This window comes from Bradyrhizobium arachidis, from assembly GCF_015291705.1.
Lineage (GTDB): Bacteria > Pseudomonadota > Alphaproteobacteria > Rhizobiales > Xanthobacteraceae > Bradyrhizobium > Bradyrhizobium arachidis.
Genome location: NZ_CP030050.1, coordinates 3,128,961 through 3,148,043, shown reverse-complemented (window position 1 = coordinate 3,148,043; position 19,083 = coordinate 3,128,961). Strand labels below are relative to the sequence as shown.

The following is a 19,083-nucleotide window of genomic DNA, read 5'->3' as shown; positions in this document are numbered from 1 at the left end:
TGCTCTATTTGGCCTTCGCCGCGTCCACGAAGCTGTTGGTCCACAAATCGTCCTTGGTCGCCGCGGCGTCGAATTCCTTGCCGAAATTGTTGCCTACCTCCTTGTTGAAGGTCAGCGCGTTCTTCATGCCGTCGACGTCGATCGCGCCGCGGCCCGCCACACCGCTGCTCATGCTCTTGACCGCCGAGGCGATCGCCTGCGGATCGGCCTTGGCGAAGAACTGCTTCTGGATCGCGTCAGCCGTCTCGGCTGGCTTGTCGAGCACGGCTGCGCTTGCCGCCTGCATCGCATTGACCGTCTTCTGGATCAGCTCGGAGGCGCCAGGGCTGATCGGCTTCTTTGCGACCAGGACGAGATAGGGTTGCTTGGCGAGAAGCGGGAATTCATCGCCCATCGAGACGAGCACGAGGCCAGTACCCGCCTTCTCCGCAAGAAATCCCTCGGGCGGAGAAAGAACGAAGGCATCGATGCGCTTGGCCTCGAGCGCCGCCTGGATCGCGATGGGGCTGCCGACCTGCGCCACCTTGATATCGTTCTTCGCATCGAGCCCGCCTTGACCGGCGAGCCAGCGCGCCGCGGCCTCCTGTGCGCCGGCGAGCGCGGTCGCGCCGAACGTCGCGCCCTTCAGGGCGGCCAGCCGCTTCGGCAGGGGATCGGTCGGCTTCACGCCGGCGCGTTCGAGGAAGTCCTTGGACACGACGAGTTGTAGCGTCACTTTCGACATCAACGAATAGACGATCTCGAACGGCTGGCCCTTGGCCACCGCACGCAGCATCGAATCCGGACCGACTGCGGCCAGATCGATATCACCCGCATCGAGCGCCGCGAGTGCGGACGCATCGCCGCCGGGCAACGCGGCGATCGTGGCGGTGAGGCCTTGCGGCTTGAACGTGTCGAGCGCGCGCCCCGACCAGACCGGGAGGAAGCTTAACGTCGGGGCTCCCAATCCGATGCGAACCGCCTGCTGGGCTTCGGCGAGGCTGGGCGGCAAGGCGATTGCCGCGGCGACCGTGGCCGCCCTCGCCCATTTCATCGTGACGCGCATGGATCAATTCTCCCGATTCAAGCGTCGATCGGGCCTGAACCCGACAATGTTCGCCAGCGCAGAAGGCGACGCTCGATCGCGCCGGCAACGAGGTTTGCAAAAGTAACGAAGCCGAGCAGGATGACGATCCCCGCGAAAACGCCGGCAGGATCGTAGGTCGACGACGCCTCATGGATGAACAGGCCGAGCCCCTGCATCGACGATGTGAACTCGCCGACGATGACACCAATGACGCTGTAAGGAATCGCCAGCCGCATGCCGAGCATGACGAACGGGGCGGCGGCGGGCAGGAAGACGTGATAGGTCAGCTGGCGCTGGTTGGCACCCATCACCAGCGTGAGATTGACGAGCTCGCGATCGACGCTGCGGACGCCGGCGAACACGTTGTAGAAGACCAGGAAAAACACCATGATCGAGGCAAGCGCGACCTTCGATCCGATGCCGATGCCGAACCAGATGATGAACAGCGGTGCCAGCGCGATCTTGGGAACCCCGTAGAAGGCCATCACATAGGGCTCGAATATCCGGGCAAGCCGCGGCGAGCGACCAAGCGCGTAACCGGCGAAAACACCGCCTGAGACGCCGATAACGTAACCGAGCACGAGCTCCTGCCCGGTGATCCATAGATGCGGATAGATTTCGCCGGAGGCGAACAACTCGTACAGGCGCGCGGCAACCGCCGTCGGCTTGCTGACGTAGATCTCCTTGATCAACCGCCCCGAGGCCCACTGCCAGCAAACCAGAAGTGCGATACCCGGCAGGAGCTTCGCAAGCCATTGCAAAGCTTTCGCACCGATCAAGCCCGGTCCGCCGCCCGCACGCGTTGACGCGATCGAAGACCGGGATGCAGCTTCGCTCATGGCCTGCTGCTCGCTCAATGGATCTGTCCGGCTTGAAGCTGGGAACGAAATTCGGTCCAGACGGCGTCGTAGGCGGCATCGAAGCTGGGGTTCTTGAACGGCTCGAACATGTTGCGCGGCCGGGGCAGGCTGATCTCGATATTGGCGAGCAGCCGTGAGGGCCTCTGGCTCAGCACGACGACGTTATCGGCGAGCAGCACGGCTTCGGTAATGTCATGGGTGACGAATATGACGGTGGCGCCGGCTTCCATAGACAGGGTCTGGAGATCGCTTTGCATCACCATACGGGTCTGGGCATCGAGAGCGCCAAACGGCTCGTCCATCAGGATCACGTCGGGACGATAGACCAGCGTGCGCGCGATCGATCCGCGCTTCTGCATGCCGCCGGAGAGTTGGCTCGGATAATGCTGCTCGAACCCCGTCAGGCCAACAGACCGAAGGACATCGTCAACCCGTTTTTGCCGTTCGTGCGCGGGGACGCCGCGGAGCACCAGCGGCAACTCGACGTTTTCGGCAAGAGTCTTCCAGGGCAACAGCTGCGCCTGCTGCGGCACGAAGCCCACCTCGGTATTGACCGACGTGACCTTGCGGCCACGGTGATGGACCGTCCCGCGCGTTGGAAAGAGCAGGCCGGCGGCCATCTGGAGCAGCGTGCTTTTCCCGCAGCCGCTCGGTCCGATCACCGCGATGAACTTGCCGCGGGCGGCCTCGAAGCTGATCCCGTCCAGCACACGGATCTGGGTTCGCTGCCCCGGCGACGGAAAGTCCTGGCCTATCCCGTCGAACACGAGCACGCGATCATCCATGCCGATCAACCTTCAACGAACATGTCTATACATATTCCAAGCCGTCGAAATGGGCAAGCCAAGGCCCATACCGAGAATTTGGGCTTCATGGGTCGAATGAGAGGCAGGTGCAGACGGCGAGATCGCTGCCGCGGCGCACCGACGTTGCGGCCCCGGCATGAATGATCGCGTGAGCCGACCGGTCTGGGCCGACAAGTTTCAGGACACCCGCCGATAGCTAAAAGAGCTACGGCCTAGTCATGGAGCAGCGTTTGCCAGTCTGGAGGCACCGCCCCAGCCGGCCCGGGCACCGGCTGATCCAGCGGACGGGAGAGCGGGCCTGGTAGCTTCGGACCGGCGAAAGCCTCACCCGTGCGATAGTCGTAAAACCATCGTTCGCCCGGCTCGAAGCTCGTGATGATCGGGTGACCTGTTGCTGCGTTGTGTTTCGATGCATGCTGATTGGGTGACGCATCACAACAGCCGATGTGACCGCACTCGACACATCTGCGAAGATGGAACCACCACCCGCCCGCAGCCGAGCATTCCACGCAGCCCGTTCCGCTCGGCCTGGCGGCGGGGTTGATGCCATCCCTTTCAGACTTCATAGGTTCAACCCACTGCAAGTGCGCGCCGTCGCCGCGAACGCATTCACGCCGCGATCCGCGACGATCACATCCTGCCGGTGTTTTGCCCGACGTGTCAACGTGATCGCGGTCACGCAAGGAGTCACGGCGCGACTGGAAACCCCTTGTCGATCAAGACCCCTCTACTGTGCATGGGGTTGTTTTCGATTTTTTGTTTTGAGCCTCAATAAGAACGCGAAGAAGCCCTTCACTCCGCCTGCAGGATCTCCGCGATCGCGGCGCCTGCCGCGATCGTGCCGAGCTTGCCGCCGACGTCACGCGTCGCCCTGCCCTCACGAAGCGCCTTCGCCACCGCGGCCTCGATCGCACGCGCCGCTTCTTCATAGCGGGCGGCGCCGCTCCTCTCGCCGTGCCAGGCCAGCAGCAGCGCGGTCGACAGGATCAGGGAGACCGGATTGGCGACGTCCTGCCCCGCGATGTCGGGCGCCGAGCCGTGCGCGGCCTGCGCCATCGCGTAGCGGTCGCCGACATTGAGCGAGCCGCCGAGGCCGAGGCTGCCGGAGAGTTCGGCGGTGAGATCGGACAGGATGTCGCCGAACATGTTGGTGGAGACGATCACGTCGAAGCGATCGGGGCTCCGCACCACATGCGCCATCATGGCGTCGACCAGGATGTCGTCGACTTCAAGGCCGGGATAGGCCTTGGCCGCTGCGCGGCAGATGTCGAGGAACATGCCGTCGCCGATCTTGAGCACATTGGCCTTGTGCACGATGGTGAGATGCTTGCGTCGCTTCATCGCCAGGCGGCAGGCGGCGTGCGCGATGCGCTCGCAGCAAAGGCGCGTGATCCGGCGCAACGAGATCACGACGTCAGGCGTGACCAGCATCTCGCCATTGCCTTGCTCCATGTTGCGGTCGGCATAAAACCCCTCGGTGTTCTCGCGCACCACGATGAGATCGAAATCACCGATGCGGCCGGGCCGCCCGGCATAGGTGCGCGCCGGCCTGACATTGGCGTAGAGGTCGAGGTTCTTGCGGAAATGCCGGGACGGATTGATCTCGCCATGCGCCTCGTCCTTGAAGTCGAAGGTGGCGGTGGGACCCAGGATCAGGCCGTCGGCGGCGCGGACGATGTCGAGCAGCTCGGGGCGCACGGTGGTGCCTGATAGCTTCAGGCTGGCATGCCCGACCGCGTGCTCCTCGAGCCGCAGATCGAGCTGGAAGCGTTCGGAGGCCGCGCGCAGCACGCCCGATGTCGCGGTCGTGATCTCGGGCCCGATGCCGTCACCGGGCAGAACGACGATTTGCATGGCGTTTCCCCAAAATTGCAGTCACCGCGCGATCATACGCCGGCACGAGGCGACATCGCCTGACCTTCGCGCATACACAGCATGCAAGCATATGCCTGTGGAAGGCGGCTTCGGCGTAGTACATGCCAAAAGTCCCTTTTGGCCACGCCGCCGGAGCAACGCGCTGACGCAATGACAATCACGTTACCTGCCGCAGCGCGCGAACCCGACCATCCCATTGCCGACGGCCTTCCGGTCACGCAGCGGCGCTGGGCGATTGCCGCGATCTTCACCGCGCTGGCGATGGCCTCGCTCGACACCGCGATCGCTAATATCGCCCTGCCCGCCATTGCCGCCGATCTGCATGTCACGCCGGAGCAGTCGGTCTGGGTGGTCAACGTCTACCAGATCGCGCTGGTGGCGACGCTGCTGCCGCTCGGGGCGCTCGGCGAGATCGTCGGGCACCAGCGCATCTATCTCGGCGGCCTGGTCCTGTTCACCATCGCCTCGCTGCTCTGCGCGGTGGCGTGGTCGCTCGATAGCCTGCTGGTCGCGCGCACGCTGCAAGGCTTAGGTGCCAGCGGCATCATGAGCGTCAACACGGCACTGGTGCGCTTCGTGTATCCCGGGCGGATGCAGGGCCGCGGCTTCGGCCACAACGCGCTGGTGGTCGCGACCGCCTTCACCTTCGGACCGTCGATCGCCTCCGCCATCCTCGCGGTCGGCCCATGGCCGTGGCTGTTCGCCGTCAACATCCCGTTCGGCCTCGTTGCGATCGGCATCGGCTTTGCGATGTTGCCGAAGACGCCGCGGGCCGATCACGGCTTCGACTTCCTCGGCGCGCTCCTTGCCGCCGCATGCCTCGGCCTGTTCATCACCGGCGTCGGCAGCGCCGCGCACAATCTGTCGCCGGTTGTCGTCGGCATCGAGCTGGTCGCGGCGATCGCGCTCGGCTTCATCCTGACCCGCCGCCACGCCGATCATCCGGCGCCGATGCTGCCGATCGACCTGTTCGGCCGGCCGATGTTCGCGCTGTCGGCGGCGACGGCCGTTTGCTCCTTCGCCGTGCAGGGCCTCGCCTTCGTCTCGCTGCCGTTCTATTTCGAGGACGTGCTGGGACGTTCGCAGGTCGAGACCGGCTTCTTCATGACGCCGTGGCCGCTGGTGGTCGGCATCATGGCGCCGATTGCGGGACGCCTGTCCGACCGCCATCCGGTCGGCCTATTGGGCGGCATCGGCCTCGTGCTGCTCGGCCTCGGCATGGCGCTGCTCGCGCTGCTTCCGGCGAGCCCGAGCATCCCCGATATTGTCTGGCGCATCATGATCTGCGGCATGGGGTTTGGCTTCTTCCAGGCGCCGAACATGAAGGCGCTGATGGGAAGCGCGCCGCCGCATCGCAGCGGCAGCGCCTCCGGTATCGTCGCTACCGCGCGCCTGACCGGACAGACGACCGGCGCCGCACTCGCCGCGGCCTGCTTTGCCATGGCCGGACATAACGGTGCGACAGTGGCGCTGGCGCTCGGCGCCGGCTTTGCCGCGCTCGGCAGCGTCATGAGCTTCTTGCGGCTGGCGGTGAAGTAAGCCTCTAAGCCAGGTGCCGGGCAGCCGTCGCGTCGATCGCCGCGGCCGCCGCGACGACGGGCTCGTCGTCGAGCGCGGCGAGGCGCCCGTCGATCGCCTCGATGACCTTGCGCGAGAACGGGCCGAGATGGGCATAGGCCGCGATCAACTGCACCGCGATGCGCGCCGATGAGGTGTCGCGCTTGGCGCAGTTCATGAAGGTCTCCCACAGCGGCCCGCGCGCCTCCGGAAGCGCGGTGACCACGCGGTGCACCGTCTCCATCGCCCCGACCTTCGCGCGGATGTCGCCTTCCGCGAGCTCATGGCGCTGCCTCGAACGGTCGAGCAGCGTCATCAGGCGGTCGACACGCCGCGCATACGCCGCCGGGCTGTAGATGTGCTCCAGAACCCGCTTGTAGTCCGTCAGGATGTCGCGCAACGGGCGGACCGGATCGAAGTTGATGCCGGCCGTGCACTGATCGGCACCGATGGTCGGCGCTATATCGTGGCCCGGATGCAGCCGGCCTTCGCGCTCCAGTCGGCGCGTGAGCTGCGTGTTCGGCAAGGCGTAGAGCAGGCCGACCATGGCGACCGGGATCGCGGCTTCCTCGATGAAGTCGATCATCGCCTCCGCCATCGAGACCTTCTCGTTGTCGAAGCCGACGATGAAGCCGGCGGTGACCAGGATGCCGGCGGCGTAGATCTTGTGGATGCTCTCGGCGATGTTGCGCCGCGTATTCTGCTTCTTGCGCATCGCGACCAGCGTCGCGGGATCCGGGCTCTCGATGCCGACGAAGATACCGAAGAAGTTTGCGGCTCCCATCAGCTCCAGCAATTCAGGGTCATCGGCGAGATTGACCGATGCCTCAGTCGATAGTTCGAAGGGATAGCCGTGCGCGCGCTGCCATTCAGCGAGTTGCGGCAGGAACTGCCGCAGCGACTTCTTGTTGCCGATGAAATTGTCGTCGACGAAGTCGAGATGACCGCGGTAGCCCATGTTGTAGAGCGTCTCGAGCTCGACGAACATCTGCTCGGTCGTCTTGGTCCTGGGCACGCGGCCGTAGAGCTCGATGATGTCGCAGAACTCGCAGGTGAACGGACAGCCGCGCGAGTATTGCACACCGATATAGAGGTAGTCCTCGAACTTCAGTAGGTCGAAGCGCGGCACCGGCGTCTTTGTCACGTCGGCCTGGAATTTCGGCGCGGTGAAGACACCGGATCGGGCCCCGCTTTGCCAGGCCGCGATGAACTCGTCGATGATGCCCTCGGCCTCGCCGAGCACCCGGAAGTCGGCATTCTCGTAGATGTGGGGGCTGGAGGTCGGATCGGGGCCGCCGACGACCACCGGCTTGCCGGCCGCGCGGCACATCTCGATCAGGCGCAGCGTGTCGGCCTGCTGCGGCAGCATGCCGCCGGTGAAGACGACGTCGGCCCAGGCGAAATCGTCATCGCTGAAAGCTTGCGTGTTGCAATCGATCAGCCGGACGCTCCAGTCCTTGGGCAACATCGCCGCGACCGTGATCAGGCCAAGGGGGGCTGCCGGGCGCCGGACGCCCATCAATTTGCAGGACTCGCCAAAACTCCAGAACGACTCCGCGGTGAAGAGCGGATAGAGCATCAGCACGTTACAGGGGCTCGGCACGTCGATGGCACTCCTTTTGAGTCGGCGCAGTGTAGCAAAGCGCTCTCATCTTGCACCCCGACAAAAGGACCAAACTGTGGTCGTTGCATGCAAGGGAACCTGCAAACGTCGCCCCAAGCGGGGCCTTGGCGCTCCGGGAAAGGTCGTTCAGCCCGCCCAGCCGGGGCGAGGCAAAACACCGCGGGTGCCCCAATCTTCCCGTAGCCGCGAGAATCTTCAATAGCTGCCCCTCGGACTATTGATTTGAAGAGTTCCAAATTGCCGGACACATTGCGCCCCTGAGTCCAATCGGTGGATTGGGCCAATCAGGGGACTGCGATGGCAAACCTAACAATCAACGGAAAAACCTTCACGCTCGACGTCGAGCCGGATACCCCGCTGCTCTGGGCGATCCGCGAGAATGCCGGCCTGACCGGCACCAAATACGGTTGCGGCATTGCACAATGCGGCGCCTGCACGGTTCACATGGACGGCGTCGCCACCCGCTCCTGCGGCATTTCGGTCGCCGAGGCCGAGGGCAAGAAGATCACCACGATCGAGGGGCTCGCCTCCGGCGCCACGCTGCACAAGGTGCAGGAGGCCTGGATCGCCCAGGACGTGCCGCAGTGCGGCTATTGCCAAAGCGGCATGATCATGGCCGTGGCGGCGCTGCTGAACGAGAAGCCGAAGCCGACCGACGCAGACATCGACGAGGCCATCACCAATATCTGCCGCTGCGGCACCTTCCAGCAGGTGCGCGAGGCGATCCACACGATCGCAAGCGCGTAAGGGAGCCGCCCCATGAACAAGCACGTCTCTCCCAAGATGAACCGCCGTGCCTTCGTCATCGGCACCGCCGCTGTCGGCGCCGGCCTCGCAATCGGCCTCGATCTCCCGTTCGGCGGCCCCACTGTGGTCCGCGCGGCCGATGGCTCGCCGGAGGTCAACGCCTGGGTCGTGGTCCGGCCCGACGACACCGTCGTGATCCGCATCGCCCGCTCCGAGATGGGCCAGGGCTCGCTGACCGGCCTTGCCCAGCTCGTCGCCGAGGAGCTCGAATGCGACTGGACCAAGGTCGCCACCGAATATCCGACGCCTGGCCAGAGCATCGCCCGCAAGCGCGTCTGGGGCGATTTCTCGACCGGCGGCAGCCGGGGCATCCGCTCCTCGCAGGACTATGTCCGCAAGGGCGGCGCCACCGCGCGCGTAATGCTGATCGAGGCCGCCGCCAATGAGTGGAAAGTGCCGGCCTCCGAATGCACGGTCGCCAACGGCGTCATCACCCATACGCCATCAGGCAAGACCACGACCTACGGCAAGGTCGCCGAAGCCGCCGCGAAGCTGACGCCGCCCGCCGACGTCAAGCTGAAGGATCCGAAGGACTGGAGGCTGGTCGGCAAGGGCGTGAAGCGGCTCGACACCGCCGACAAGACCAATGGCACCATGATCTACGGCATCGACGTCAAGCTACCGGGCATGCTGAACGCCGCGATCAAGGACTGTCCGGTGTTCGGCGGCAAGCTGAAGAGCTACGACGAGGCCAAGGTCGCCGGCATGAAAGGCGTCAAGAAGGTCGTCAGGGTCGGCGATACCGCAGTGGCGGTCGTGGCCGACACCTGGTGGCACGCCAAGACTGCGCTGGAAGCGCTGCCGATCGTCTGGGACGAAGGCGAGAATGCCAAAGTGTCCAGCGAGTCCATCGCAAAGTGGCTGGCCGAAGGCCTGAACAACGATCAGCCAGCCTATGTCGGCAACAAGAACGGCGACGCGAAAGCCGCGATCGCCGGCGCGGCCAAGAAGGTCGAGGCCGTCTACTCCTATCCCTACCAGAACCACGCCACCATGGAGCCGATGAACGCCACCGCGCTCTACACGGCGGACAAGTGCGAGGTCTGGTGCGGCACCCAGAACGGCGAAGCCGCCTTTGCGGCCGTGCTGGAGGCCTCCGGCCTGCCGGCGGAGAAGTGCGACGTGCACAAGGTGATGCCGGGCGGCGGCTTCGGCCGGCGCGGCCAGACCGACTATGTCCGCCAGGCGGTCATGGTCGCCAAGCAGATGCCGGGCACGCCGATCAAGCTTTTGTGGTCGCGCGAAGAGGACATGGCGCACGGCCGGTATCACCCGATCACCCAGTGCAAGATGACCGGCGCGTTCGATGCCAACAACAATCTGGTCGCGCTGCACTACCGCCTGTCCGGCCAGTCGATCCTGTTCTCGCTGCGCCCTGAAGCGCTGCAGAACGGCATGGACCCGGCCGCATTCCAGGGCGTCGCCCAGTCCGGCGAGGCCGCGTTCGGCTATTCGGTGCCGAACCTCTTGATCGAGCATGCGATGCGCAACCCGCACGTTCCGCCCGGCTTCTGGCGCGGCGTCAACGTCAATCACAATGCGATCTACATGGAATGCTTCATGGACGAGCTGGCCCAGGCCGCAGGCCAGGACCCGCTCGAATTCCGCCGCAAGCTGATGGGCAATCATCCCAAGCATCTGGCGGTGCTCAATGCCGTCGCCGAGAAGATCGGCTGGACCACGCCGGCGCCGCAAGGCGTCTATCGCGGCATCGCGCAGGTGATGGGCTATGGCAGCTATGTCGCCGGCGCCGCCGAGATCTCGGTGACCGACGGCAGCAAGATCAAGGTGCATCGCATCGTCGCCTCCACCGATCCCGGCTACGTCGTCAATCCGGCGCAGGTGGAGCGGCAGATCGCGGGCTCCTTCGTCTATGGCCTCTCCGCGCTGTTCTACGGCGGCTGCACCGTCAAGGACGGCAAGATCGAGCAAACCAACTTCGACACCTACAATTCGATGCGCATCAACGAGATGCCGAAGGTGGAATCGGTGATGGTGCCGAGCGGCGGGTTCTGGGGTGGCGTCGGCGAGCCGACCATCGGCGTTGCGGCACCCGCAGTGCTCAACGCCTATTTCGCCGCGACGGGCAAGCGGGTCCGCTCGTTCCCGCTGCGCGACCAGAACATCACCTTCGCTTAAAGCAACATGCTGCGGCGGCAAGAGATGGCCGCCGCAGCCCTTTTTCAGATGCCCCTGATGACCACGCGCCCGGTGACACGGCGCAATGCCGTGTTCGGCATCACCATGGCGGCCGCGACGCTGGCGCGGCCATCGATCTTGCGCGCGCAATCCACGGCACGCGTCGTCGTGGTCGGCGGCGGCTTCGGCGGCGCCGCTTGCGCCCGCGCGCTGAAGCGTGCGCAGGACAATTTGCAGATCATCCTGATCGAGCCGAACGCGGTCTTCACCTCCTGTCCCTTCAGCAACGAAGTGATCGCCGGCCTGCGCGAGATCGAGGCGCAGCAGTTCGGCTACGACAAGCTGGCCGCCGAGGGCGTCACTGTGATCGGCCAGGCCGTGACCGCGATCGACCCGGCGCGGCGCAGCGTCATGACGAGCGATGGTGTGGCGCTGCCGTATGATCGTCTCGTGCTCTCACCTGGTATCGACTTCCATTTCGAAGCCCTGCCCGGCTACGACGACGCCGCATCGGAAAAGATGCCACACGCCTGGAAGGCCGGCGCACAGACGCTGCTGCTGCGCAGGCAATTGGAAGCGATGGAGGACGGCGGCACGGTTGCCATCGCGGTCCCCGCCAATCCCTCGCGCTGTCCGCCGGCGCCCTACGAGCGCGCCAGCCTGATCGCGCATTATTTGAAGACGAGGAAGCCACGCTCAAAAGTGCTGGTCCTCGACGCCAAGGACAGTTTCTCCCAGCAGCGGCTGTTCGAGAAGGCGTGGAAGGAGCTCTACGGCGACATGATCGAGCGCATCGCGCTGTCGCAAGGCGGCCGCGTCACCTCGGTCGATGCCGCGACCAAAACCATCGTCACCGAATTCGGCAATTACACGCCCGATGTCGCCAACGTCATCCCGCCGCAGCGCGCCAGCCGTATTGCCGAGATCGCGGGCGTTACAGATGCGACCGGCTGGTGCCCGATCGATCCTGTCACCTTCGAGTCAAAACTCGTCAAGAACATGCACGTCATCGGCGACGCCTGCCTTGGCGGCGGCATCCCCAAATCGGCATCGGCCACGAGCGCGCAGGGCAAGGCCTGCGCCGCGGCGATTGTCGCTTTGCTTGCAGGTCGCGCACCGGAGGCGCCACGGCTGACTGGCGTCTGCTACAACACCGTCGCGCCCGGTTACGGTTTTTCGCTCGCGGGCAACTACCAGCCGAGAGGCGAGATCTTTGCCGAAGTCGAAGGCGGCGCGACGAGCCCGGTCGATGCACCGCGCGAGCTTCGCGCTCGCGAGGCCGCGGACGCGGAGCGCTGGTTTCAAACCATCACGGCGGACACCTTTGGCTAGGGCATGATGAGACCAAGCCGACGCCACGACCACAATGCGCCCCCTCCCCCGCCTGCAGGGGAGGGTTGGGGAGAGGGTGTCTCCACCCGCGAGGACCCCCAAGAGGAGAAAGCCCTCACCCGCGCCTTCGGCGCGACCTCTCCCGCAAGCGGGAGAGGTAAGAGGAGCGCGCGGCGATCTTGGCCGCACCATCGAGCACTTGCGATTGCAGCGTTGATCCTGGCGAGCTTCACCTCGCCCTGCCGAGCGGACGAGCTTGCGCCCTACAAGATCACCGGCGACGGCATCGCGGAATCCCTCACCGGCACTCCCGGCGATGCCGCACGCGGTCGCGCGCTGGTGCTGGCGCGCACGACGACCTGCATCCTCTGCCATTCCGGTCCCTTCCCCGAAACCCGCTTCCAGGGCGACCTCGCGCCTGATCTCTCCGGCGCCGGGAACCGCTGGACGGCGAGCCAGTTGCGGCTTCGTCTGGTCGATGCGGCGCGCTTCAACCCGGAGACCATCATGCCATCCTATTACCGCAACGATGGCCTCATCCGCGTCGGGCGCAATTTCGCCGGCAAGCCGATCTTGTCGGCTGCGGAGATCGAGGACATCGTGGCCTTTCTTGCAACGCTTCGGGACTAGCTTCATGGCGACCACGCGACGACAATTCTTGAATCTTGCCGGAGGAGTGACAGTCGCCGGGACGATCCCGATCGTCACGCTGCGGCCGCTCGCGGCAACGCCGGCGATGCTCAGCGCCGCGATCCGCAACGTCGTCGGCGAGGCACCAATTCGCACTGGCAAGGTCAAGCTCGACATTCCTCCGCTGGTCGAGAATGGCAACACCGTGCCGATGACGGTGAGTGTCGCAAGCCCGATGACGGCGACCGACTACGTCAAGAGCATCCACGTCTTCAACGAGAAGAACCCGCAGCCGAACATCGGCAATTTCTATCTCAACCCCTCCTCCGGCCGCGCCCAGGTCTCGACCCGCATCCGCCTCGCCGACACCCAGAAGGTGGTCGCGATCGCGCGCCTGTCCGACGACACCTTCTGGCAGGTCGCGGCGGACGTCGTCGTGACGCTGGCCGCCTGCACCGAGGAGCTGAACTGATGGCCGCGCTCATCAACGTTCCCGCGAAGGCCAAACGCGGCGACATCATCGAGATCCGCACGCTGACCTCGCACATCATGGAAACAGGCTTCCGCCACACCGCCGACGGCGCGCTGGTGCCGCGCGACATCATCACCAGCTTCACCTGCCGCTACAACGGCACCGAGGTCTTTCGCGCCGACCTGTTTCCGGCGATCGCCGCCAATCCGTATCTGTCCTTCTTCACCGTCGTGAAGGAGAGCGGCAAGTTCGAGTTCGAATGGATCGGCGACAACGGCTATTCGTCCACAGCATCGGCATCGATCACCGTCGAATGAGATTTTGGCGCGCGATAGCGGCGGCGATATTGCTCGCCGCGGCCCCTGCCCTGCTCGCCGGTGAAATCCCGCCCGATGCGCGCCGGTCCGGCTATGCGTTCATGGGGGCCGACACGCGCGCCATGCAGGATGACGACACGTCCAATCCCGGCATGCTGTTCGTGCTCGACGGTGAGGCGCTGTGGGGCAAGAAGACCGGCAGCGCCGACAAGGCCTGCGCGGATTGCCATGGCGATGCGCGAAACAGCATGAAAGGCGTCGCGGCGCGCTATCCCGCGTTCGATCAAACGCTCGGCCGTCCCGTTACGCTGGACCAGCGCATCAATCTCTGCCGCGCCAGTCATCAGCAGGCGACGGCGCTCCCTTACGAGAGTCGCGACCTGCTGGCACTATCCGCCTTCGTCGCCCACCAGTCGCGCGGCGTCGCGATCACCGCCGGTGACGATCCGCAACTAAAGCCGTTCGTCGCACAGGGCCGCGATCTCTTCATGCAGCGCGAGGGCCAGCTCAACCTCGCCTGCACCAATTGCCACGATGACAATTTCGACAAGCGCCTCGCTGGATCACCGATCACGCAGGGACAGCCGACCGGCTATCCGCTCTACCGTCTGGAATGGCAGACGCTGGGATCTCTGGAGCGTCGCTTGCGCAGCTGCATGACCGGCGTCCGCGCCCAGGCCTATGATTACGGCGCACCGGAACTGGTCGCGCTCGAGCTTTACCTGATGTCGCGGGCGCGCGGCCTGCCGATGGAGACGCCCGCCGTGCGCCCCTGAGGCGCCAGATTAGGACTAGGCAGGCGTGGCACGGCCGCTAGTATCGCGCCCAAAGAAAATGACAGAGAGGGAGGGACTAAATTGGCCAACCACAATATCTCGCGCCGCACGCTGTTGAAGGGCACCGCCGCGGCCGGCGCGCTCAGCCTGACCGGGCTGCCCGCCCGCGCCGAGGTCAACTGGAAGAAATATGCCGGGACCAAGCTGGAGGTGATCCTCGCCAAGGGTCCGCGCGGCGACAACCTGCAAAAGAACATCAAGGAGTTCACCGAACTCACCGGCATCCAGGTGGAATCCGAGCAGATCCCCGAGCAGCAGCAGCGGCAGAAGGTCGTGATCGAGCTCACCTCGGGCCGGCCGAGCTTCGACGTGGTGCATCTCAGCTATCACGTCCAGAAGCGTCAGTTCGAGAAAGCCGGCTGGCTCGCCGACATGACGCCGTTCATGAAGGATCCGACGCTGACCGCGCCCGATCTCGTCGAGAGCGATTTCTCGGCCGCCGGCCTGCAATACGCCAAGAACGACAAGGGCCAGATGCTGTCGCTGCCCTGGTCGGTCGATTACTTCATCCTCTACTACAACAAGGAGCTGTTCCAGAAGAAGGGCGTCGCCGTCCCCAAAACCCTCGACGAGATGGTCGCGGCGGCCGAAAAACTGACCGATACCAAGGAAGGCACCTACGGCTTCGTCGGTCGCGGCCTGCGCAACGCCAACATGACGTTGTGGACCAATTTCTTCCTCAACTATGGCGGCGAATTCCTCGATGCCAAGGGTAACATCCTGACCGACGGCCCCGAGGCGGTCGCCGCGACAAAGCTCTATCAGACGCTGCTGACCAAGGTCGCGCCGCCCGGCGTCGCCGGCTTCAACTGGATGGAGTCGATGGCCTCGTTCACGCAAGGACGATCTGCGATGTGGATAGACGGCGTCGGCTGGGCGCCGCCGCTGGAGGATCCCGCCGCCTCGCGCGTCGTCGGCAAGGTCGGCTACACCGTCGTGCCCGCCGGACCGAAGGGGCAGTATTCGGCCACTTACGGCGACGGCATCGGCATCGCCGCTGCGAGCAAGAACAAGGAAGCTGCCTATCTGCTCTGCCAGTGGGTGGTCTCGAAGCAGCAGGGCGCGCGGCTGCTGCAGGCCGGCGGCGGCGTGCCGTTCCGCAACTCGATCCTGAACGATCCCGAGATCCAGCAGGGCGTGAAGATGCCCAAGGAGTGGCTGCAATCGGTGATCGATTCCGCCAAGATCAGCAAACTCGGCCTGCCCGTCGTCATCCCCGTTGCGGAATTCCGCGACATCGTCGGCGCAGCGCTCACGGCGACGCTGTCCGGAGCCGATCCCGCGACTGAACTGAAGAAAGCCAACGATCAGTACCGGCCGATCCTGGAGCGCAGCGAAAAAGCGTGAGTGCGTTGACACAATCGACTCCGGCCGCGGCTTCGACCGAGGCCGCGCCGGAGAAGGGGTTGCGGCCGCCGTCCTACTGGCCGTTCGTGGTGCCGGCGCTTGTCGTCGTGCTGGCCATCATCATCTTCCCGTGGGTCTTCACCATCTGGATGAGCCTGAACGAATGGAAGGTCGGCTCGCCGACCACCTTCGTCGGGCTGTCCAACTATCTGCGGCTGACCAGCGATCCCCGCTTCATCGAGGCGATCGGACACACCATGGTCTACACCGCGCTGTCGGTCCTGCTACCGCTGGTGCTGGGGACGTTTGCAGCCGTGGTGTTTCACCAGAGATTCGCCGGCCGCGGATTCCTGCGTGGCGTGTTCATCATGCCGATGATGGCGACACCCGTCGCGATCGCGCTGGTCTGGACCATGATGTTCCACCCGCAGCTCGGCGTGCTGAACTACCTGCTGTCGCTGGTTGGAATTCCGGCGCAACTCTGGGTCTTTCACCCCGCGACCGTCATTCCCTCGCTGGTGCTGGTCGAGACCTGGCAATGGACGCCGCTGGTGATGCTGATCGTGCTCGGCGGCCTGGCCGCAATCCCGACCGAGCCCTATGAGAGCGCGCAGATCGACGGCGCCAACTTCTGGCAGGTGTTCCGCTTCATCACGCTGCCGCTGATCATGCCGTTCCTGTTCATCGCTGGCATGATCCGCATGATCGACGCGGTCAAGAGCTTCGACATCATCTTCGCGATCACGCAAGGCGGACCCGGCTCGGCATCGGAGACGATCAACATCTATCTCTACAGCGTCGCCTTCACCTATTACGACCTCGGCTACGGATCTGCGATCGCGGTCGTGTTCTTCCTGCTGATCGTCCTGCTTGCGGCGGTGATGCTTTACGCCCGCCAGCGCATGCTGTGGACCGAAATCGCGAGCGGCGCATGAACTTTCGTCAGCTCATCGGCAGGATCGGCTTGTGGCTTTCGGTGTTCGTCATCGTATCGCCGGCGATCCTGTTCTTCCTCTGGATGCTCTCGTTGTCACTCAAATTCGAGGTCGATAACGCCGCCTATCCGCCGGTGTTCTTTCCTGATCGCATCGCATGGAAGAACTACGCCGACGTGCTCGCCTCCAACCGCTTCCTGACCTATTTCATCAACAGCCTGATCGTGACGGGCAGCGCGACGTTGCTCGCGCTGATCGTCGGCGTCCCCGCCGGCTACGGCATCGCACGCATGGCCGCGCATAAATCCGCGATCGTGATCCTGATCGCCCGCATCACGCCGGGACTGTCCTACCTGATCCCGCTGTTCCTGCTGTTCCAGTGGCTCGGCCTGCTCGGCACGCTGGTGCCGCAAATCATCATCCATCTTGTCGTCACGGTGCCGATCGTGATCTGGATCATGATCGGCTATTTCGAGACCACACCGATGGAGCTGGAGGAAGCCGCCCTGATCGACGGTGCCGGCCGCTGGCAGGTGTTTCGGCACGTGGCGCTGCCGATTGCGAGGCCCGGTATCGCTGTGGCCTTCATCCTCGCAGTGATCTTCTCCTGGAACAATTTCGTGTTCGGCATCGTGCTGGCGGGGCGTGAGACGCGCACCCTGCCCGTCGCGGTCTACAACATGATCTCGTTCGACCAACTGAGCTGGGGCCCGCTGGCCGCGGCCGCCCTGATCGTGACGTTTCCAGTGCTGCTGCTGACGGTGATGGCCCAGCGACAGATCGTCGCCGGGCTCACCGCGGGTGCCGTCAAGGGCGGGTAGCTACTCCGCCGGCGCGGCGTGCATCTCCGGATGCGCGGCGTAGTGCTCGCTGGTACCGAGCTTGCTGGCCGCGAACAGGCCGGCCGACACCACGGCATAGGCGAGCGCGACCGCCGGCGTCACGCCAAAGCCGCCGCCGATGCCGACGGCTTCGCCATGCATGAAGCCGAAGTAGGTCAGGACCGCACCGACCAGCGCGAAGGCGGAGGCCTTCTCGAGATCGCGCTCGATGATGAAGACACCGATCGCACCCAGGATGAGACCGCCGAGGATGGAGCCGCCGCCCATCACCTCCAGGCCGTGATAGAATACGCCCTGCTGCGGCAGCGCGGCGATCGCGGCAGCCTTGACCGCGTCGGCCTTGTCGGCGGCCATTCCGCCGACCGTCGCCGCAGCCGTCATGGTCGAGCCAAGCATGGTGTCGATCTGGAGCTTGGCCCAGGCCGCAAGATGCGGCGTCAGCGCCAGCACGATCGCGGGCGCGTGCTTGACCGGCGTGGTCTGGAACGCCTGTGCGCCGATGAGCATGCCGATATAGAGCAGGATCGGCGAGATCGCGACGACCGGCACCAGCGCCAGCAGCACCGAGATGATGCCGAACCAGGCCAGCACCACGACCATGATGCCGGTCGCAGCGGAATAGCCGATGCGGCCGCCCATCGCCTTCCAGCCGGGATGGCCGATATAGACCGCGTTGATGAAGGGATTGCCCATCAGGCAGCCGATCAGGCTGACGACGCCGTCGGCGGTCAGCACGCGCGTGGTCGGATATTCGTCGCCGGCCGCTTCAGCGCTCTCGACATTGTCCATGGCCTCGACGAGGTCGTAGATGCCAAACGGAATGGCGGTGACCAGGATGATGCCGAGGAATTCGAAGCCGGAGAAGACGTAGCCCACGGCCGGGATCGGCACCGAGAAGCCGAAGTTCGCGAAAGCGGCTCCAACACCCGCGATGCTCAATCCGCCAAGGCCGAGCCCGAACAGGTTGGAGCCCCAGGCGATGATCATGCCGGCCGCGATGGCGACGAGGCCCGCGGGAATGCCGCGCCAGTATTTCACGCCGCCGAACCAGCTCACCAGGATGATGGCGAAGCAGACCAGACCGATCTGCGGCGTCATGTACATCTCCAGCGCAGGCCGCATCGAGATGAAGGTGACGGAGACACCGGCAAGCGTGCCGAGCAGCGCCGCACGCGGCGTGATTTTTCGAATGAATGGGGCAACGAAGCCACCGATCATAAGAATGAAACTCTGGAAGAACACCCAGACGAGGCCGGCCGACCAGCCCTTGAGCGGATCGCCCGTCTTCAGCGTGATCGGCAGCATGATCACGAAGGTGACGATGAACATGTGCGGCACGCTGACGCCCGAGGGCAGCGCGCAAACGTCGCTGCGGCCGGTCTTCTGCGCTAGGCGATAGGCGAGATACGCGTAATAGAAGGTGGAGAGGCACATCATCAGCCCGAGCGCGGGCAGGATGCGGCCGAACACGAGGCTGTCAGGCATCTTCAAGACGAAGCGAAGCAGGCCCGTGAGCACCAGCATGTTGACGAGGATGTTGGTGCCGAAGCCGAAAAATGCGTTCCAGTCGCCCGATGTCCATAGTGCCGGTTTGAAGCTGGACTTGCCGGCCGTCCCCGTCAATGTGCTCATGAAAAT

The 19,083-nt window shown here is 64.7% G+C and carries 18 protein-coding genes; 11 read left to right on the top strand and 7 right to left on the bottom strand.

Annotation, left to right across the window (positions count from 1 at the left end; genetic code table 11):
- Positions 1-4 precede the first annotated feature (4 nt).
- The 5 genes from WN72_RS14570 to WN72_RS14550 all read right to left on the bottom strand — a co-directional run bounded on the left by WN72_RS14570 (position 5) and on the right by WN72_RS14550 (position 4,586).
- Positions 5-1,045: an ABC transporter substrate-binding protein gene (locus WN72_RS14570; RefSeq protein WP_092214696.1), complete on the bottom strand. Its 1,041-nt coding sequence runs from the start codon at positions 1,043-1,045 to the stop codon at positions 5-7.
- A gap of 17 nt (positions 1,046-1,062) precedes the next feature.
- Positions 1,063-1,905 (bottom strand): ABC transporter permease, encoded by an 843-nt coding sequence (locus WN72_RS14565; protein WP_051378009.1) that lies wholly within the window; start codon positions 1,903-1,905, stop codon positions 1,063-1,065.
- Between the two features lie 14 nt (positions 1,906-1,919).
- A complete protein-coding gene (locus WN72_RS14560; protein WP_159073921.1) occupies positions 1,920-2,699 on the bottom strand; it encodes an ABC transporter ATP-binding protein in 780 nt (259 codons plus the stop codon).
- A gap of 245 nt (positions 2,700-2,944) precedes the next feature.
- Positions 2,945-3,298 carry a UBP-type zinc finger domain-containing protein gene (locus WN72_RS14555; RefSeq protein WP_092214693.1) on the bottom strand — a complete coding sequence of 118 codons (354 nt, stop codon included), beginning with the start codon at positions 3,296-3,298 and terminating at the stop codon, positions 2,945-2,947.
- A gap of 226 nt (positions 3,299-3,524) precedes the next feature.
- Positions 3,525-4,586, bottom strand: coding sequence for an isocitrate/isopropylmalate dehydrogenase family protein (locus tag WN72_RS14550; RefSeq protein WP_092214691.1), 1,062 nt, complete (start codon positions 4,584-4,586; stop codon positions 3,525-3,527).
- Positions 4,587-4,757: 171 nt separating this feature from the next.
- Here WN72_RS14550 and WN72_RS14545 point away from each other — a divergent pair, with 171 nt between their 5' ends.
- Positions 4,758-6,146: an MFS transporter gene (locus tag WN72_RS14545; RefSeq protein WP_027558427.1), complete on the top strand. Its 1,389-nt coding sequence runs from the start codon at positions 4,758-4,760 to the stop codon at positions 6,144-6,146.
- 4 nt (positions 6,147-6,150) lie between these two features.
- Here WN72_RS14545 and WN72_RS14540 read toward each other — a convergent pair whose 3' ends face one another.
- A complete protein-coding gene (locus WN72_RS14540; protein ID WP_027558426.1) occupies positions 6,151-7,773 on the bottom strand; it encodes a B12-binding domain-containing radical SAM protein in 1,623 nt (540 codons plus the stop codon).
- 312 nt (positions 7,774-8,085) lie between these two features.
- Between WN72_RS14540 and WN72_RS14535 the strand changes: the two genes are divergently transcribed.
- The 10 genes from WN72_RS14535 to WN72_RS14490 all read left to right on the top strand — a co-directional run bounded on the left by WN72_RS14535 (position 8,086) and on the right by WN72_RS14490 (position 17,424).
- Entirely contained in the window at positions 8,086-8,535 is a 450-nt protein-coding gene (locus WN72_RS14535; RefSeq protein WP_027558425.1) for a (2Fe-2S)-binding protein, read from the top strand.
- A gap of 12 nt (positions 8,536-8,547) precedes the next feature.
- Positions 8,548-10,734 (top strand): xanthine dehydrogenase family protein molybdopterin-binding subunit, encoded by a 2,187-nt coding sequence (locus WN72_RS14530; protein WP_092214687.1) that lies wholly within the window; start codon positions 8,548-8,550, stop codon positions 10,732-10,734.
- 48 nt (positions 10,735-10,782) lie between these two features.
- The gene (locus WN72_RS14525) at positions 10,783-12,066 is read left to right on the top strand and encodes an NAD(P)/FAD-dependent oxidoreductase (RefSeq protein ID WP_194483046.1); all 1,284 of its coding nucleotides are present in this window, start codon (positions 10,783-10,785) and stop codon (positions 12,064-12,066) included.
- Positions 12,067-12,270: 204 nt separating this feature from the next.
- Positions 12,271-12,696: a sulfur oxidation c-type cytochrome SoxX gene (gene soxX, locus WN72_RS14520; RefSeq protein WP_092214966.1), complete on the top strand. Its 426-nt coding sequence runs from the start codon at positions 12,271-12,273 to the stop codon at positions 12,694-12,696.
- Positions 12,697-12,700: 4 nt separating this feature from the next.
- Entirely contained in the window at positions 12,701-13,168 is a 468-nt protein-coding gene (locus tag WN72_RS14515; RefSeq protein WP_092214685.1) for a SoxY-related AACIE arm protein, read from the top strand.
- Complete coding sequence (gene soxZ / locus WN72_RS14510) at positions 13,168-13,485, top strand: thiosulfate oxidation carrier complex protein SoxZ (protein ID WP_027558420.1); 318 nt, start codon at positions 13,168-13,170, stop codon at positions 13,483-13,485. The genes WN72_RS14515 and soxZ overlap by 1 nt, the downstream gene beginning before the upstream one ends.
- Positions 13,482-14,261 carry a sulfur oxidation c-type cytochrome SoxA gene (gene soxA / locus WN72_RS14505; protein ID WP_167380736.1) on the top strand — a complete coding sequence of 260 codons (780 nt, stop codon included), beginning with the start codon at positions 13,482-13,484 and terminating at the stop codon, positions 14,259-14,261. Before soxZ ends, soxA begins: the two co-directional genes overlap by 4 nt.
- An 81-nt stretch (positions 14,262-14,342) precedes the next feature.
- Positions 14,343-15,668: an ABC transporter substrate-binding protein gene (locus WN72_RS14500; protein WP_092214679.1), complete on the top strand. Its 1,326-nt coding sequence runs from the start codon at positions 14,343-14,345 to the stop codon at positions 15,666-15,668.
- Positions 15,665-16,603, top strand: a complete 939-nt coding sequence (locus tag WN72_RS14495; RefSeq protein ID WP_027558417.1) for a carbohydrate ABC transporter permease — start codon at positions 15,665-15,667, stop codon at positions 16,601-16,603. Before WN72_RS14500 ends, WN72_RS14495 begins: the two co-directional genes overlap by 4 nt.
- Positions 16,600-17,424: a carbohydrate ABC transporter permease gene (locus tag WN72_RS14490; RefSeq protein WP_027558416.1), complete on the top strand. Its 825-nt coding sequence runs from the start codon at positions 16,600-16,602 to the stop codon at positions 17,422-17,424. The genes WN72_RS14495 and WN72_RS14490 overlap by 4 nt, the downstream gene beginning before the upstream one ends.
- Here the strand turns inward: WN72_RS14490 and WN72_RS14485 are convergent, their stop codons facing one another.
- A complete protein-coding gene (locus WN72_RS14485; protein WP_092214674.1) occupies positions 17,425-19,077 on the bottom strand; it encodes a regulator in 1,653 nt (550 codons plus the stop codon).
- Positions 19,078-19,083 lie beyond the last annotated feature (6 nt).

Excerpts from the sequence above, each read along its gene's own strand:
- WN72_RS14570 (WP_092214696.1), bottom strand. The coding sequence starts at position 1,045 with ATGCGCGTCACGATGAAATGGGCGAGGGCGGCCACGGTCGCCGCGGCA.
- WN72_RS14565 (WP_051378009.1), bottom strand. The coding sequence starts at position 1,905 with ATGAGCGAAGCTGCATCCCGGTCTTCGATCGCGTCAACGCGTGCGGGC.
- WN72_RS14555 (WP_092214693.1), bottom strand. The coding sequence starts at position 3,298 with ATGAAGTCTGAAAGGGATGGCATCAACCCCGCCGCCAGGCCGAGCGGA.
- WN72_RS14550 (WP_092214691.1), bottom strand. The coding sequence starts at position 4,586 with ATGCAAATCGTCGTTCTGCCCGGTGACGGCATCGGGCCCGAGATCACG.
- WN72_RS14545 (WP_027558427.1), top strand. The coding sequence starts at position 4,758 with ATGACAATCACGTTACCTGCCGCAGCGCGCGAACCCGACCATCCCATT.
- WN72_RS14535 (WP_027558425.1), top strand. The coding sequence starts at position 8,086 with ATGGCAAACCTAACAATCAACGGAAAAACCTTCACGCTCGACGTCGAG.
- WN72_RS14530 (WP_092214687.1), top strand. The coding sequence starts at position 8,548 with ATGAACAAGCACGTCTCTCCCAAGATGAACCGCCGTGCCTTCGTCATC.
- WN72_RS14525 (WP_194483046.1), top strand. The coding sequence starts at position 10,783 with ATGCCCCTGATGACCACGCGCCCGGTGACACGGCGCAATGCCGTGTTC.
- WN72_RS14515 (WP_092214685.1), top strand. The coding sequence starts at position 12,701 with ATGGCGACCACGCGACGACAATTCTTGAATCTTGCCGGAGGAGTGACA.
- soxZ (WP_027558420.1), top strand. The coding sequence starts at position 13,168 with ATGGCCGCGCTCATCAACGTTCCCGCGAAGGCCAAACGCGGCGACATC.
- soxA (WP_167380736.1), top strand. The coding sequence starts at position 13,482 with ATGAGATTTTGGCGCGCGATAGCGGCGGCGATATTGCTCGCCGCGGCC.
- WN72_RS14490 (WP_027558416.1), top strand. The coding sequence starts at position 16,600 with ATGAACTTTCGTCAGCTCATCGGCAGGATCGGCTTGTGGCTTTCGGTG.
- WN72_RS14485 (WP_092214674.1), bottom strand. The coding sequence starts at position 19,077 with ATGAGCACATTGACGGGGACGGCCGGCAAGTCCAGCTTCAAACCGGCA.